Annotated in this window: 13 protein-coding genes and 1 pseudogene; 5 read left to right on the forward strand and 9 right to left on the reverse strand. The window is 48.8% G+C overall.

Translation table 11 applies throughout. The features are described from left to right. Positions 1 to 9: 9 nt before the first annotated feature. Genes V2H77_RS20515 through agaR form a run of 6 tightly spaced genes read right to left on the reverse strand, consistent with a single transcriptional unit; the run spans position 10 to position 5,455 of the window. A complete protein-coding gene (locus V2H77_RS20515; protein ID WP_341500290.1) occupies positions 10 to 903 on the reverse strand; it encodes a PTS system mannose/fructose/sorbose family transporter subunit IID in 894 nt (297 codons plus the stop codon). Beyond that, a complete protein-coding gene (agaW, locus tag V2H77_RS20520) occupies positions 893 to 1,678 on the reverse strand; it encodes a PTS N-acetylgalactosamine transporter subunit IIC (protein ID WP_341500291.1) in 786 nt (261 codons plus the stop codon). Before agaW ends, V2H77_RS20515 begins: the two co-directional genes overlap by 11 nt. Before the next feature lie 10 nt (positions 1,679 to 1,688). After that, entirely contained in the window at positions 1,689 to 2,171 is a 483-nt protein-coding gene (gene agaV, locus V2H77_RS20525) for a PTS N-acetylgalactosamine transporter subunit IIB (protein WP_341500292.1), read from the reverse strand. Continuing rightward, positions 2,137 to 3,354, reverse strand: coding sequence for an AgaS family sugar isomerase (locus V2H77_RS20530; RefSeq protein WP_341500293.1), 1,218 nt, complete (start codon positions 3,352 to 3,354; stop codon positions 2,137 to 2,139). Before V2H77_RS20530 ends, agaV begins: the two co-directional genes overlap by 35 nt. Further along, positions 3,351 to 4,646, reverse strand: coding sequence for a D-tagatose-bisphosphate aldolase, class II, non-catalytic subunit (locus tag V2H77_RS20535; protein ID WP_341500294.1), 1,296 nt, complete (start codon positions 4,644 to 4,646; stop codon positions 3,351 to 3,353). The genes V2H77_RS20530 and V2H77_RS20535 overlap by 4 nt, the downstream gene beginning before the upstream one ends. 35 nt (positions 4,647 to 4,681) lie before the next feature. Further along, positions 4,682 to 5,455 (reverse strand): transcriptional repressor AgaR, encoded by a 774-nt coding sequence (gene agaR / locus V2H77_RS20540; RefSeq protein ID WP_265377861.1) that lies wholly within the window; start codon positions 5,453 to 5,455, stop codon positions 4,682 to 4,684. Between the two features lie 398 nt (positions 5,456 to 5,853). On the opposite strand from agaR, the gene ampC reads away from it, so the two are divergent. Next, positions 5,854 to 7,011 (forward strand): class C beta-lactamase, encoded by a 1,158-nt coding sequence (ampC, locus tag V2H77_RS20545; RefSeq protein WP_341500295.1) that lies wholly within the window; start codon positions 5,854 to 5,856, stop codon positions 7,009 to 7,011. A gap of 80 nt (positions 7,012 to 7,091) precedes the next feature. Here ampC and V2H77_RS20550 read toward each other — a convergent pair whose 3' ends face one another. The 3 genes from V2H77_RS20550 to V2H77_RS20560 all read right to left on the reverse strand — a co-directional run bounded on the left by V2H77_RS20550 (position 7,092) and on the right by V2H77_RS20560 (position 10,231). After that, positions 7,092 to 8,390: a phospholipase gene (locus V2H77_RS20550; RefSeq protein ID WP_341500296.1), complete on the reverse strand. Its 1,299-nt coding sequence runs from the start codon at positions 8,388 to 8,390 to the stop codon at positions 7,092 to 7,094. Between the two features lie 36 nt (positions 8,391 to 8,426). Continuing rightward, on the reverse strand, positions 8,427 to 8,906 hold the full coding sequence (locus V2H77_RS20555) for a CesT family type III secretion system chaperone (protein ID WP_341500297.1): 480 nt from the start codon (positions 8,904 to 8,906) through the stop codon (positions 8,427 to 8,429). A 230-nt stretch (positions 8,907 to 9,136) separates the two neighbouring features. Further along, a complete protein-coding gene (locus V2H77_RS20560; RefSeq protein WP_341500298.1) occupies positions 9,137 to 10,231 on the reverse strand; it encodes a terpene synthase family protein in 1,095 nt (364 codons plus the stop codon). Between the two features lie 193 nt (positions 10,232 to 10,424). Between V2H77_RS20560 and V2H77_RS20565 the strand changes: the two are divergent. The 4 genes and pseudogenes from V2H77_RS20565 to uhpC form a co-directional block, all read left to right on the forward strand. Beyond that, a pseudogene (locus V2H77_RS20565) lies at positions 10,425 to 10,574 on the forward strand (NadS family protein); the annotation flags it as partial. Positions 10,575 to 10,713: 139 nt separating this feature from the next. After that, entirely contained in the window at positions 10,714 to 11,346 is a 633-nt protein-coding gene (locus tag V2H77_RS20570; RefSeq protein WP_049583308.1) for a response regulator transcription factor, read from the forward strand. Continuing rightward, positions 11,343 to 12,887 carry an MASE1 domain-containing sensor histidine kinase gene (locus V2H77_RS20575; RefSeq protein WP_341500299.1) on the forward strand — a complete coding sequence of 515 codons (1,545 nt, stop codon included), beginning with the start codon at positions 11,343 to 11,345 and terminating at the stop codon, positions 12,885 to 12,887. Before V2H77_RS20570 ends, V2H77_RS20575 begins: the two co-directional genes overlap by 4 nt. Positions 12,888 to 12,959: 72 nt before the next feature. Beyond that, positions 12,960 to 14,306 (forward strand): MFS transporter family glucose-6-phosphate receptor UhpC, encoded by a 1,347-nt coding sequence (gene uhpC, locus V2H77_RS20580; protein ID WP_341500300.1) that lies wholly within the window; start codon positions 12,960 to 12,962, stop codon positions 14,304 to 14,306. Positions 14,307 to 14,309 lie beyond the last annotated feature (3 nt).

The raw sequence follows: 14,309 nt of genomic DNA on the forward strand, positions 1-14,309 counted from the left end.
CGCCGTTTATTAAAGAAAACCAACAAACTTTCCTACAATCCCGATCACGACGGTCAAACCAATTAATTTGACCGGGGAAAATCCTTTTTTCATCAACCAAAACACCAACAAAGTGAAACACAACGGCAACAAATTCGGCATCAGTTTATCCAACACATCCTTCTGCAACGCCACACTGGCCTTACCGGCGTTTATCACCACCGGCGTCGAGAGATGGACATAGGAAGCCACTAACGCCCCGATTACCGTCATTCCGACTATCGAAGCGGCATGGGAGATCTTCTTGGTATGCTTTTTCAACAATGCCAACGCGCTGGTTCCTGCACGATAGCCATAATGCGCCAGACCAAAACGCAAGCCGAAATGTACGATATTGAACAACAACAGGAATATAATGGGACCGAACAGACTGCCCTGTAGCGCCAGAGAGGCCCCGATACCTGCGCAGATGGGTAGCAGAGTCAACCAGAATAATGCATCGCCAATCCCACCTAACGGCCCCATTAGCGCCACTTTCACCGCGCGAATAGTGGAAATTTTCTCTTTATTCCTCTCCATTGCCAGCACCAATCCAGACAGGAAGGTGACATCAAACGGATGCACATTGATAAACTCCATATGCATCTTCATCGAATTTGCCAGATCTTGCGGATTCTTGTGGATCTTACGCAAACCGGGGATCAAGGTGTACAACCAGCCTCCCGCCTGCATACGTTCATAGTTAAATGATGCCTGTAGCAACAAAGAGCGCCACGCCATACGGTTCAAATCGCCTTTGGTCAGATCCTCGCTCGGTATCGTGTCCTGATAGTCATCCTGCTCAACCTGACTGGTTGCCAGCGCCTGCGCCATCCTGCTCTCAGCTTTGGCGGCCATAGCCGCATCGGTGTCGTTAAATGCCATCTTCCATCTCCTGAGATTGAGTGGTAGGTACGCTGCGTTCAGCGGCCTCTTCCATACGGGAACGGTTAAAGAAATCGATCAGTGCAATCGCAAAAGCGCCAAGCGCTACAGCAATAATCGGCATATTAAGGAATGTGACTGAAATGAAACCCAAAATGAAATAAGCAATATAAGTCTTTTTCATCATGATCTTCATTAGCATAGAAAAACCGATCGCCGGCATCATGCCCCCCGCAACCGCCAGACCATCCAACAACCATTGCGGCGCCTTCTTTACCATGACGCTGGCGACATCGGCCCCGAAATAGACCGGTAGAAATGCCACGATAAAGTAGAAACAAAACAGAATAGCGATACCCAAATAGTTCACGCGCTCCACACCGCGCCAGTTCAACGCTTTCACCATCTGATCGCATTTATGCATCATGGGTGAGAACACCGTAAACAGCAGGGTGATGCAGCCTTGCACCGCAATGGAAAATGGCACCGCTATACCAATCGCGACTTTAGGATCAGCATGAGTCAAAATAGCAAATGCCGTACCAATCACACCACCAATCACCACATTTGGCGGCTGAGCGCCTGCCAGCGGCACCATGCCCATCCAGACCAGTTCCAGTGACCCTCCAACCAACAAACCCGTCTGTACATCCCCTAAAATCAGCCCAACCAACGGCCCAATCACGACTGGACGATGAAAATGAGTCAAGCCATCGAACAGATCCACCCCGGCCAATCCAGCCAGTAACCCAATCAATATCGCATCAATCAGCATAACTCACCCCTCAAGCCAGCAACTTAATGATAGGTTCTCCCGCTTCGTCAGGCACTCTCCGTATTTCACAAGTAACGCCCAGTCGCTCCAATTCACGAAACACCATCACGTCATTGTCATCAACCGAAACCGTCTTATGGATTTGACGCTTTCCTTCAGCAAAATGCATATTACCCACGTTAACGAAATGGATCGGCACACCACCTTTTATCAGCGTCAGTACATCCTGCGGCGTTTTACAGACAATGAAAATTTTCTGGCGCTCAGCCGCTTTATGAATCACATCAATGGTTTTTTGCAGGGTGAAATAACGCGTCTGAACCCCATCAGAAACCACCATATCCATCAGATTTTGCTGCATCAAATCACCGGCAACGTGATCGTTAGCCACCAATACCAAATTGGCCCCCAGGGAATTGGTCCAGGTCACACCAACTTGACCATGCACCAACCGGTTATCAATTCGGGTCATTAAAATATTCGGTATCGACATAATCACTCCTGCTACATTTTATTCTTTGTGAATACGGTGGATGATAGGGATAAATTTCTACCCCCTTCACCACACGATTGACCTCCCCTGTCGGACATGGATTGTCTGGCGTTATGCCCAGTGCCAGCGAGGTTTCAAACGCTAACATCTGCAAAAATATCAAATAGGGGAACAACAACCAGATATCATCTTGTTCACTGTTAACCACTGTGAACCCTTTCCCCTGAGTGCCGCTCAGTGCAACAATTTGACACGCCAATCCGTCATGATTCAGTTCATGCCATAGATCGAGATCATAACGACGACGATACTGATCAGCAGAGAGCATCATGACCACCAGCGTATCCCGTTCGATCATAAACTTCGGCCCATGACGCACTCCCATTGACGAATCGTAACGGGTAGCGACATGCCCGGCGGTCAACTCCAGCATCTTGAGCGCCCCCTCCTCGGCTATTCCAGTAAAACAACTGGAACCCAGACACATCATGCGTTTAAAACCACTGCGGGCCAGCCGCTTAATCTGAGCCTGCCACTGCTCTCTTTCCCGCTCACACAACGCAATCATCGCCATCAACGACGCCCCACTCTGTTCCAACGTTAACGGCCCTAGCAGCAAGACTGTTGCTAACGTCATACAACTGAAACTGGACGTCATAGCAAAACTCTGGTCATGAGAACCCTGTGGCATATTCAACGAGCAGACATGAGTGCGCCCTTCGGCATAACGCGCCAATGCGCCGCCGGGATTACAGGTCAGCATCAGGTGATAACAGCGTGGCAGAAGCTGATCCGCCAGTTTTACCGCCGCCACGCTCTCCGGGCTATTGCCTGATCGCCCATAGGAAATCAGCAAGGTTGAACGTGTTGGATCGAGATATTGCAAAGGAGAAGGCACAATATCTGTTGTGCTGTACGCAACCACATTCAATCCGCACTGCTCACGCAACCAAGGCGCCAGCGTGCGCCCGATAAACGCGGAGGAACCTGCGCCACATAACACTATCTGTAACTCTGAATCCGATAACAAAGGCTGCAAAAAGGATCGCCACAACGCTTCCTCACGTTGCAGATTTTGATATAACTGACGCCAAAGCTCAGGCTGTTGATGAATCTCTCTGGCAGTATGCAACGCATGATGCTCACGCAACCAGACTTCGGTATAGGAAAACAGCTCATTCATGCTAAAACTCCTTGTACCTCAGGCTCACAAGCCTGCGCATAGCTCAACAGCACAGAACGAATTTTATCGAGCACCCAAGCGTGTGGGTCATTATCCAACCTTCCGGCATTAACCGCCTGCGCCTGTTCAGGCAGGTACTGACTCAGTAGTGAAAGGGAAACCGGGCGACAACGCAGGTTATCCATCAAGGTATTCACTGCCTGTTGTACTTGCGGATGCGGCCAGTAGTAACGAACGCGATCACTCAAACTGTATTGACGATCAATAAACTGTTGATGCGGTGTACCATGATAATAACGGTTCCAGTGCTCCGGCTGCTCAAGCATGACCTGTTCTAACGTGGCGCACAGATGAGCCGCGCCCGGTTCCCCATTCCATTCACCATCGATTTTATCGAGTGCGAACAGCGCCTCACGTAGGGCAAAAGTCAAAGCCGGACCGACTTTCAGAATCGCAAAGTGATCACGTACCAATTCACGGTAAGCTTGCGCTGTTTGATAATCAGTGGAATGGGCTTCATAGACTAAATAGGGTTGAGATTCGATATATTGACTGAGTGCCGCTGCACGTTCAGGTTGATAATGTTCGATATGATGGTGATCGAACTCCACACCCGGCTGCACCACCAGCGCAATCACCCGCGGCCATATCGGCTCCAATCCAGCCAATTGCCAGGCTTGTTGATGTACACTCAACGTTGTAGCCGCTGCCTGAGGCGTCGTGACTTGCATTCCAGCTAATGCTTCTTTAGCTCCGCCCGGCACCGGCACCTCGGTACCGATCACATAAACCGGTGGTTCTCCCCCCACCTGCTGCCAGCAACGTTCCGCCACCTGACACAAACGCGCTGCACGTACCGCCACCTCCTTGTCGCCAAGCGGTGTTGGATCATCCAGACAAGACATCGAACAATCGAGATGTATCTTACGAAACCCCGCCGCCACATAATCGTGTATCAACGTTTCAGCCAGTTTCATTGCCTGTTCAGCGGGAAGATCCTGCCAAACATTCGGTCCAAGATGATCGCCTCCTAACCAAACACGATCACGCGGTAAACCGATGCGATCGGCCTGTTGCCAAACTGCATCCCGGAATTGAGCTGGTTGCATCCCGGTATAACCACCAAACTGATTGACCTGATTAGAGGTTGCTTCAATCAGCACCGAGGTTTTACGCTCTTTAGCGACGCGCAAAGCGCTTTCCAATACCCAAGGATGAGCGGAACAGACCGAATAGATCCCCACTGCTTCACCTGATTTGTGACGACGGATAAGTTGTAATAGTGACTGCATGGCGCCTCCCATGCGGGCAAGAATCTCTGTAAGAACTATTCGTCGGCAATAATCACATCCACGCCGAGTTCAATTAATGCCCGCCTGTAGTTATCGGGTATCCGACTGTCAGTAATCAGCCGATGAATCTGTCCGGCTTGACGGATCATGCAAAAACTTCTGCGCCCAAATTTACTGGCATCCACCACAGCGATAATTTCATGCGCCACCTCACACATTACGCGATTCAGGTGGGCTTCACCGGGATGTGGCGTGGTTATCCCTGCTTCCAGATCAAAACCATCGACGCCAAGAAATAGGGTGTCAAAGCGATATTGACGCAATTGCTGTTCCGCCGCCGGACCATAGAGCGAGTAGGAGTTTTGACGCACACTCCCGCCAAGCACCATCACCTCCATTCGGTCAAATCCCGCCAGTTCATAAGCGATATTCAACGCGTTAGTCATGACCACCAAATCACGCCGCTCTTTAAGAAATGGCACAATTTGCGTGGTAGTCGAACCGGAATCAAGGATCAGGGCATCTCCATCCTGAACAAACTGTGCCGCCCTGGCCGCAATGCGCGATTTCACATCACGATTTATCCGACCTTTATCTTGCAAGGGGCGATCAAAGGCGAATTGCTGATTCAACATGGCGCCGCCATAAGAACGCAATGCGCAACCTTTTTGTTCCAGATAACGCAGGTCATTACGGATAGTGACGCTGGAAACCCCAAAATGGGTGCTTAGATGCTCAACACGCACGCTGCCCTCATGACACAGCAAGTCGATAATCTGTTCACGTCTCTTTACGGTATCCACGGCCATTCCGCTATACTCCTCAGATTTTTAGCAATAAACCTACGTTACCTGTGATGAATTGCTTTCTCTCTCTTTCGATTTAATTACAGCAAAAGCAATTAAATGAAATTGTGATCGCTATTACAGTCTATTATATAGACAAAAATCGGCATAAAAGGTTTCGATTAGAAACAAAACGAAAGGAAATACCAAATTCTCTGGTTACTGACTATTTACCCAAAAATGAGTTTCTATCCGACTTTTGGATCATAATTGATATAAAGAAACGAAAGCGCTTGCTTTTCAAGCACCAAGTACAAAGTTTTATTTCGTCAGGTGATAAGGATCACAACTTTAAGATTAGATGTAAAAATCCTGATAATATCCAGAACCGAAAGATCTCACTGTAATTAAGGACACGCCACATGACAAAACGATTTTCGGTGCTGACTGGCGGGCTGCTGCTTGCCGCTTCTCTCGGCGCTCAAGCCTCGAATACACCCGATCAGACCCGTCTGACAAATACTGTTGATAAGACCATACACTCCCTGATGCAGGAACATGACATTCCAGGAATGGCGATTGCGGTGACTTTCCGCGGTCAACATTTTTTCTATCAATACGGTGACGCGTCAAAAGAGAGCAACACACCGGTCACCAAAGAGACAATCTTTGAATTAGGTTCGATCAGCAAAACCTTTACCGGCAGCCTGATTTCTTGGGCGCAGGTGACGGGAGCCATTTCCTTCTCCGATAAGGCCAGCCAATATTTTCAACCGCTTGCAGGCAGCGCCTTTGACAACATAAACCTGCTGAATATTGCCACCTATACCGCGGGCGGCCTGCCGTTACAATTCCCTGATGAGATCGACAGCAATAGCAAAATGGTGAACTGGTTTCAGCACTGGCAGCCAAAGTACACACCCGGAACCTACCGCCAGTATTCCAATCCCAGCATTGGCCTTGCGGGCTATATCGTTGCCCAACGCCTTGAAAAACCTTACTCAATACTGATGGAAAACCAGATCCTTTCACCGCTTGGTCTGCACCATACTTGGTTTAACGTGCCCACTCAGGAGATGAAAAATTATGCATTGGGTTATTCAAAAGAGAATAAACCGATTCGCATAACCCCGGGCGTGCTGGATGAGGAAGCCTATGGTCTGAAAACCAGCGCACAAGAGCTGATCGGCTTCGTTGATGCGAATATCGATCCTTCCCGCGTAGGTGACAGCAAGTTGGCGCAGGCCATTCGGGCAACCCATACCGGCTATTACCGGGTGGGTGAGATGATGCAAGGGCTGGGCTGGGAGCTTTATCACTGGCCCGTTACCCTTGAGCAGGTACTGAGCGGCAACTCGGCGCAGATCGCTTATCAAGCCAATAAAGCCACGGAACTATCGCCGCCAGAGCCGGCAACGGATGCGCTCTTTATCAATAAAACCGGTTCCACCAATGGCTTCGGCGCGTATGTCGCATTTGTGCCGCAAGAGCAAATGGGGATTGTGCTGCTAGCCAACAAAAACTACCCCAACGAGGCACGTATCAAAGCGGCCTGGCAAATCCTCAAGGCGCTGAAATAACGCGCAATGGCGTTAAATACAATGTCTGTTGGCTGCGACAACGCCTCCCCAAGAGGCGTTGTCCATGACATATCGAGTCGTCAAGCCAGTAAGGCTTCCAAACCTGCGGTCACCGACTCCATACGGTGACCACCTGAATGCTCAATCACATAACGCTTGCCTACCTGAGAAGAAGCATCCAGCCCCCAAACGCCATGTTCGACCTTTTGACTCAGCGGATCGCTACTGGTATTGATGTGGGTGACGTTGGCGCTATCCAACTTGTCGGCCAACCGATCCCGCAATCCTACATGCAATCCCATGCTGTTGAATGCGGTAACCTTGATCCCATGTTTGATACCCGCATATTGCGCCAGCCCGCCGCCCAAAGAGTGGCCCAGAACCTCAACCTTGCCGCCATATTGTTTAGTAAAAGCCTTGACCAAGCGGTCAGCATCCTGAAACGCGCTATCCTTGATCCCTAAAGCAGCGCCGACATCGCTCTTCACCGTACCTGGACGCTTGGTTGGCTGAGTGCCCACGAAGGAAAGCACCATCGTATCTTCACGCTTGTAGACCGCAACCTTGAGCGCAGACCAGGCATCTCCCTCAAGGATTAAAGGATCATTCGCCCCCTTGCCGGGACGAACATGCAGAGTTAACTCACTGCCGGTCCCGCCAGTGTCATCTTTCCGGCGAGCCAATATCGAGGAAGGAATATCAGCCAGAGTGGCATGGCTGTAACCTGCCGGCATATCCCGATAGCTACTGGAGCAACTGATTCTCGCCAATTGGGCCGCATCCATCACTGCTTTAGCTCCCACAGCATTCAACGGCTCTTGTTCCGCTTTAGCCACAAATGCGGGTTTGGCGATCACCTTGGCAGAATTCAGCAATTGCTCGGCACGCGTTCCAGCCTGCAAACGATCGGACGCGCCAAGCGGTAGATGCGAGATTCCCTTCGCGCCCGCTCCAGCCAGCCCCAAGGTAGAGGATGCCAGCAAACGCCCTGTGGATTCCGCCAGATTTTTAACGCCTGCAACCCCGACCGAAATAGCGCCACTTGTTACGCTACTGGCGCCGCCAGTAATATTAGCCAAGCCCTTGATAATAGCCCCAGTCCAGTAACGCGCCTTACCTTTAGCACTCTGCGCATGGGAGTCATGTCCTCCCTGTATGGCAGTGCCAATCTTGCGGGCTGGGGCACTCAATGTCAGATATTTCAGTGTAGTAGTCAGCACCTTGCCCGGCGACACCTGAGTACTAAGACCAGTGCTGGTGTAATGGGAAGCAAGCTGATGATGCACATTGTTATTGCGAGACGGCGTCTGTACTTCTCCGTTCGAAAGGGGCGCCAATGCCGTGACGTTGGGAGTGTGCCCAATACCTTGAATAGACATCTTATTATTCTCCTTGGTTATTCAGATGACCGAAATTCAGCATACGATGGCTGAGCCGGGTAATGGATGCAGCGCAGATGATGCTCCGTTCTGCTGGGTGTTGATCACCTGAAACTGGGCCTGCAAGCTGACTCCAAGATCGAGAAACTCACCCAGAGTCTGCATAAATGCGGTTTCGTCGAACATCTCGATCAACGCAGAGAAGCTCAACACCAGATAATTAGTACGACTGTCCAAACTGATCTGGCTGCCGCCGGTGGTAAGACCGAACATATTCAGTTCAAGGGCAGCCCGAGTCAGCATCAACTGGCCCGGTTCATCTACAGGCAATCGCAACAAAGGAATATAGAGATAAAATGCCTGAACATCGTCATTATCCGGTACTTCAACGATGCACTCTCCACCTTGTCCGAAAGGCACGGTACAGTGACCATCGCCGCCAAGGCTCAAAGCCACGCCTTGGCGCTCACCAACAAGGTGCAACCATTCCGATACTGTCTGTTGATATGCTTTCACTAATGATATTCTCCGCTCGTTGTCCCTTGCAGACAAAGGGTTTCGCACGCAATAAGAAGTGGAAGCATATTAACAATCACTGGCAAACAGTGATTTATCTCCGGGGCGAAGTTTTTTATATCGACGTCGAAATAGCGCCTGATCGGCAGTTGGGTCGCACCGCGCTCAGTTCGGTCAGCAAAAGTTGTCCTGATAGCATGGTGTAGACCATCTTGTCATGATCTCGCAGGTTAATTCATATGAGTTTTACGAGCCGGATCGTATTCCCACCACCACTCAAAGGAAGGAAGCCCTAGCGATTCGAAACTTTCCGGCGGCAGAATATCGGTGAATTCTCCCCCTTCAAATAGATTGTCGTAGGAAAGACCACTGATAGAACAATAGCGCTTACAAGTCCGAACCCAAAGCAAACAGCCACTGTAATAGGTAGTCAATCCATTAATGTAATCACGAACTTCAGGAGATGCGGTAATCAGTACCTCTTTTTGTAACCGCAAGAACAAACTAACTACCCGCCAACGTAATTCCCAACAATGCTCCATGCTCTGTTCAACCGTATAACCATATTGTCGACACATGACACTAATTACATTGTGCTGCTTATCATCCACCGCCCGTGCTTGCTCCTTAATATAGGCGTAGAGCTCGAGATCCCATGCAGTTAAGCTGCTTATCATCTCTGACAATGCACAAACTCGGCGATCTTTAAACTCATCTTGGCTAATATTAATACCTGCAATAATATGGTTGAGCACAGGATATGCCCAACTACCCCCACCATACATACGCATCACCAAATAATCGTCGAGCAAAGGTTTTGGTTCCACCGCTTTCCACATTTCAGCCATGATGTAAGTACGCATTCCTTCAAAAAAATGGCCTGCTAGAGTAGGGGATGCATAGCGATCTAATCGAATACGCAAGTCGCGCATTGCCATTGCGTAACGGTCATTGTTGACGGGATATTCAGGAGATTCAAGAGCACGCTGTAGCTGAGCCGCATTATGGATAAAAGCGGCGGGATTTACGCTTAATGGCCCTTCATCACAATATTCATCATCATAGGCAAAACCCCACATTACGAAATCTGAGCCCACTTGTAGCAATTCCTTGCTCCCCTTTGGATATATTAACCCCGCCAACCGCGCGCTTTCCATTTGCCATAAACGTTGCCTCTGTGTTTCGTTACTATATAAGCGAAAGCGATCCGCATATTCACGCGTAGCTATTTCAATCTCACAATTTTCCGGATCTTCCGCATTAACTAATGGATGTGACATATACGGGAATGGGTTAGGTATGGGAGGAATTTTAATAATATTCACGAATAATTGGCTCCATAAAGTAATTGACTGACGGAGTGTGGCTTAATAGTCATTAACTTATAGATGGATATCGGTTTTTTTTCCAATCAGTTCAATCTTTTGGATTAAATTAATTGTTGAAACAACAAGCAAGGTTAAACTGTGTGATGAAAATATCATATGTGATTTACTGAAATAGCCAACCGAGGTATTTATGAAACACGAATTGTTTGCCGATCTGCTAGCCAGTGCGGAAGAAATAGTGAAAATTGAAAAAGGTGAACTGACGCCAAAACCGGAACACGTTTACACTTTCACGGAAATTGATGTGAAAGCAATACGCGAAGCAACTGGCCTGAAACAACTCCCTCCATCTACTTAGCCATCCGACAACTCACTAAATTTGTTAGCTTTCTTACAAATTCAACTTATTAATTTGCACAACCTGCCTTTCCTGCACATCATGCAACTTATTGTACCTAGCATTATTCATTAAAAAAATTATGATTAGAGTTGCACTTATTGACGACCACGTAGTCGTCCGTTCCGGTTTTGCCCAATTACTGACGCTTGAAAATGATCTTGAAATTGCCGGGCAATACGCCAGTGCCAGCGAAGCTTGGTCGGGTTTACTCAGAACCCCGATTGACGTTGCCGTGATGGATATCGCCATGCCCGATGAAAGCGGTTTGCACCTACTCACCCGGTTACGGCAAAAACGGCCTGATTTTCGCACTATTATTCTCAGCATTTATGACACCACCGCATTTGTCCAAAGCGCGCTGGATGCCGGCGCCTGCGGCTATCTCACCAAACGATGCGGCCCGGAAGAGTTGGTACAGGCAGTACGCTCCGTACATCAAGGGGGATGCTATTTATGTGCTGATGCGCTAAAAGCACTGCGTCAAACCTCACAGAAAGTTACAGCACTGCAAGTTCTAACCCCCAGAGAACGGGAAATATTTGATCTGCTTATCAATGGCATTAATGTTAAAACTATCGCAGAACAACTCTATCTCAGTCATAAGACTGTTCATGTTCATCGTGCCAATATTCTTAGCAAACTCCAGTGTGATAGCACCATTGATCTGGTTCATTACGCCCTGCAACACCAGATTCTGATGGGGAATCCATGAACAGAGGATCACGATTCGGCCTGTTATCACTCTTTCTGCTGATCTTTTATTCACTGAGCTGGCTTGCTCTGTGGACCATCAGCTTCTACCTGAATGACAATGGGCAACAAGCTGCGCTACTTCTGCCACAAGGTTTACGGCTGGCACTGTTTATCCTACTGGGACGTCGTTACTTGCCAACCTTATTAGCCACTGAGATTATCATTTTGCTATGGCTTGGCAGCGAACAACTTATTACCCACAATATCATTCTGTTATCTCCCTTTCTCAGCCTAATACCCACCTTTATCGTGCAACAATTCTGGTGGCGCTATACCCTGTATTGGCAACGGCTCTCGATTCTGTTGGCTGGCGTAGCCGCCAATAGCATGTTGCAGGCTATTTGTCTGGGATTTACGCTAACTGCCGGCGCCAGCCACCTGTTTCTCACCTCGTTAACCGGTGGTGTTTTACTGTCACCGTTTGTTTATCTGATCTATGAATATCTACGTCAGCAACATTTAAAAAACATACTGCAACCGAGCAATCCCGATCCGCAGTTACGCCCTTCTTTGTTGATGTGGTGTTGTCTATTCTGCTTGCTAGGGCTGAGCGCCCAGATCTTTATGTCACCAGAAATTGAGAATCTTTTGGTGATTCTAATCTTTATCCCTAATGTCTTTATGGCCTACCGTTATGGCTGGCAAGGCGGCGTACTGGCCGCTTTGCTAGGGAGTCTGATGATCACGTCAGCGCGGCAATTCAATGGCGCTTTTAACGATTTAAGCGAACTGGAAATGTTCCTGACCATTCAGGCGTTATTAGGCATAGGTCTGGGGATAGCAATCAGCCGTCAACAACAGCTCGCTGAGAATTTGCAACGCTACCGTGAACTCTTAGAGCAGGAGTTAACCTCCCGCCATAATCTGATGAAGCAACTGGTTCACACAGAAGAAGACGTTTGTAAAAGTATTGCCCGCGAGTTACATGATGAAATCGGCCAGAATATTACTGCCATTCAAATTCAGGCAACGCTGATAAAACGTACCGCCACCACCCCGGCAGCAGAAATGATCGCAGGACAAATCAATAATCTAGCCCAACAGATCCACCAATCTACCCGCCAATTATTACGCCAATTGCGCCCACCGGTTTTGGAAGAGATGTCCTTAGAAAAAGCGCTTCACCATCTGATCCATGAATTTGCATTTAAAGAACGAGATATTGATTGCCAGTTGAATTACCAGCTTCCTCAAAATCCAACTCATGAAACGGTGGTTTTTACCCTTTACCGTCTGGTGCAAGAGTTACTGAACAACATCAGCAAACATGCCAAAGCGACTCGAATCGCCATCATCCTGCGGCAACACCGGGATATGATTGAACTCAGAATCAGTGATAACGGCATCGGCATTACAGAAGATAAAAGAAAAGGCGGATTTGGCCTCCAGGGTATTGAAGAACGTATCCGCGCGTTAGGTGGAGATTGGCAATTAAGCAATGATAACGGTACGCGCATAATTGTTAAGCTGCCCACAAATTCTGATGAAAATCAAGCATAACTAGGAATTATTCCTAGTGGCCTAAAACCTTATCCCATCCATTTTCATTAACGTTTCTTTATATTCCTTTTCATGGAGGAGCCGGGTATGCAAACCACCAGCCAGGAACAGATTTCACAACACTATCGCCGCTGGCGCAGCCGTTTGCTGATTTCCATGATCATTGGCTATGCCGCATTTTATCTGACGCGAAAAAGCTTCAACTTTGTCATGCCGGTTATGCAGTTGGAACTGGGATTGGATAAAGGGCATATTGGCTGGATAACCAGCCTGTTCTATCTGGCTTACGGTAGCTCAAAATTTATTTCCGGCGTATTTCATGATCACACCGGTTATCGCTGGTTTATGGGTGCCGGATTAGTGATGACGGGTGTGTTAAACATTATCTTCGCTTTCTGCTCATCATTTTCCGCACTGCTGATCATCTGGACACTGAACGGCTTCTTTCAGGGCTGGGGATGGCCGCCCTGCGCCAGATTGCTGACACATTGGTACTCCCGCAATGAACGAGGCTTCTGGTGGGGATACTGGAATACCTCCATTAATATCGTCGGCATTACTGTCCCGATGTTGTCCGCTTTTCTGGCGACAACTTATGGCTGGCAAACAGCGTTGATGATGCCGGGAATTATCGGCATTTTATTGGGCGTCTGGCTCTGTCATCAGTTATGCGGCACGCCACAACAGCAAGGTTTGCCCAGTGTGGGGCAGTGGCGGCAGGACTCACTGGAGCTTCGGCACGAACAGCTATCGCCCCCCATGCCGATGATGCAGATATTGCGGGATACGATCTTAACTAACAGAACTATCTGGCTACTGGGATTCTCCTACATTCTGGTCTATCTCATCAGGATGGCGATTAATGATTGGGGAAATCTGTGGTTGTCAGAAACACATGGCGCCAATCTGCTCAGTGCCAATGCAACGCTCTCATTGTTTGAACTCGGTGGTTTAACCGGTGCTCTGTTTTCCGGTTGGGGATCTGATTTACTGTTCCGCGGCCAACGCGCCCCAATGATTCTCCTGTTTGCGCTTGGGCTATTTATGGCTGTCACCGCATTATGGCTCACTCCCATCCATCACTACGCGCTGTTGGCAGTCTGTTTTTTCAGTATCGGTTTTTTTGTATTTGGCCCGCAAATGCTCATTGGGTTGGCAGCAACAGAATATTGCCATAAACAAGCGGCCGGCACCGTCACAGGTTACCTGGGATTGTACGCCTACCTGGGCGCAGCAATCGCAGGCTGGCCGCTAAGTCAGGTGGTTGCCCATTATGGCTGGTCGGGAATGTTTGCCCTGCTCACGGCCGCAGCCGCCATGATGGGTTTGCTGTTGATGCCGCTGTTAATGGCAGACGTTGGTAAAAGGGAACATATGGCAGGGGTAGCATCGCCGCTTTCCAATAATAAGCAGTTTTGAATA

The organism is Photorhabdus sp. P32 (assembly GCF_038085095.1).
Classification (GTDB): domain Bacteria; phylum Pseudomonadota; class Gammaproteobacteria; order Enterobacterales; family Enterobacteriaceae; genus Photorhabdus; species Photorhabdus luminescens.

Excerpts from the sequence above, each read along its gene's own strand:
- V2H77_RS20515 (WP_341500290.1), bottom strand. The coding sequence starts at position 903 with ATGGCATTTAACGACACCGATGCGGCTATGGCCGCCAAAGCTGAGAGC.
- agaW (WP_341500291.1), bottom strand. The coding sequence starts at position 1,678 with ATGCTGATTGATGCGATATTGATTGGGTTACTGGCTGGATTGGCCGGG.
- agaV (WP_341500292.1), bottom strand. The coding sequence starts at position 2,171 with ATGTCGATACCGAATATTTTAATGACCCGAATTGATAACCGGTTGGTG.
- V2H77_RS20530 (WP_341500293.1), bottom strand. The coding sequence starts at position 3,354 with ATGAATGAGCTGTTTTCCTATACCGAAGTCTGGTTGCGTGAGCATCAT.
- V2H77_RS20535 (WP_341500294.1), bottom strand. The coding sequence starts at position 4,646 with ATGCAGTCACTATTACAACTTATCCGTCGTCACAAATCAGGTGAAGCA.
- agaR (WP_265377861.1), bottom strand. The coding sequence starts at position 5,455 with ATGGCCGTGGATACCGTAAAGAGACGTGAACAGATTATCGACTTGCTG.
- ampC (WP_341500295.1), top strand. The coding sequence starts at position 5,854 with ATGACAAAACGATTTTCGGTGCTGACTGGCGGGCTGCTGCTTGCCGCT.
- V2H77_RS20550 (WP_341500296.1), bottom strand. The coding sequence starts at position 8,390 with ATGTCTATTCAAGGTATTGGGCACACTCCCAACGTCACGGCATTGGCG.
- V2H77_RS20570 (WP_049583308.1), top strand. The coding sequence starts at position 10,714 with ATGATTAGAGTTGCACTTATTGACGACCACGTAGTCGTCCGTTCCGGT.
- V2H77_RS20575 (WP_341500299.1), top strand. The coding sequence starts at position 11,343 with ATGAACAGAGGATCACGATTCGGCCTGTTATCACTCTTTCTGCTGATC.
- uhpC (WP_341500300.1), top strand. The coding sequence starts at position 12,960 with ATGGAGGAGCCGGGTATGCAAACCACCAGCCAGGAACAGATTTCACAA.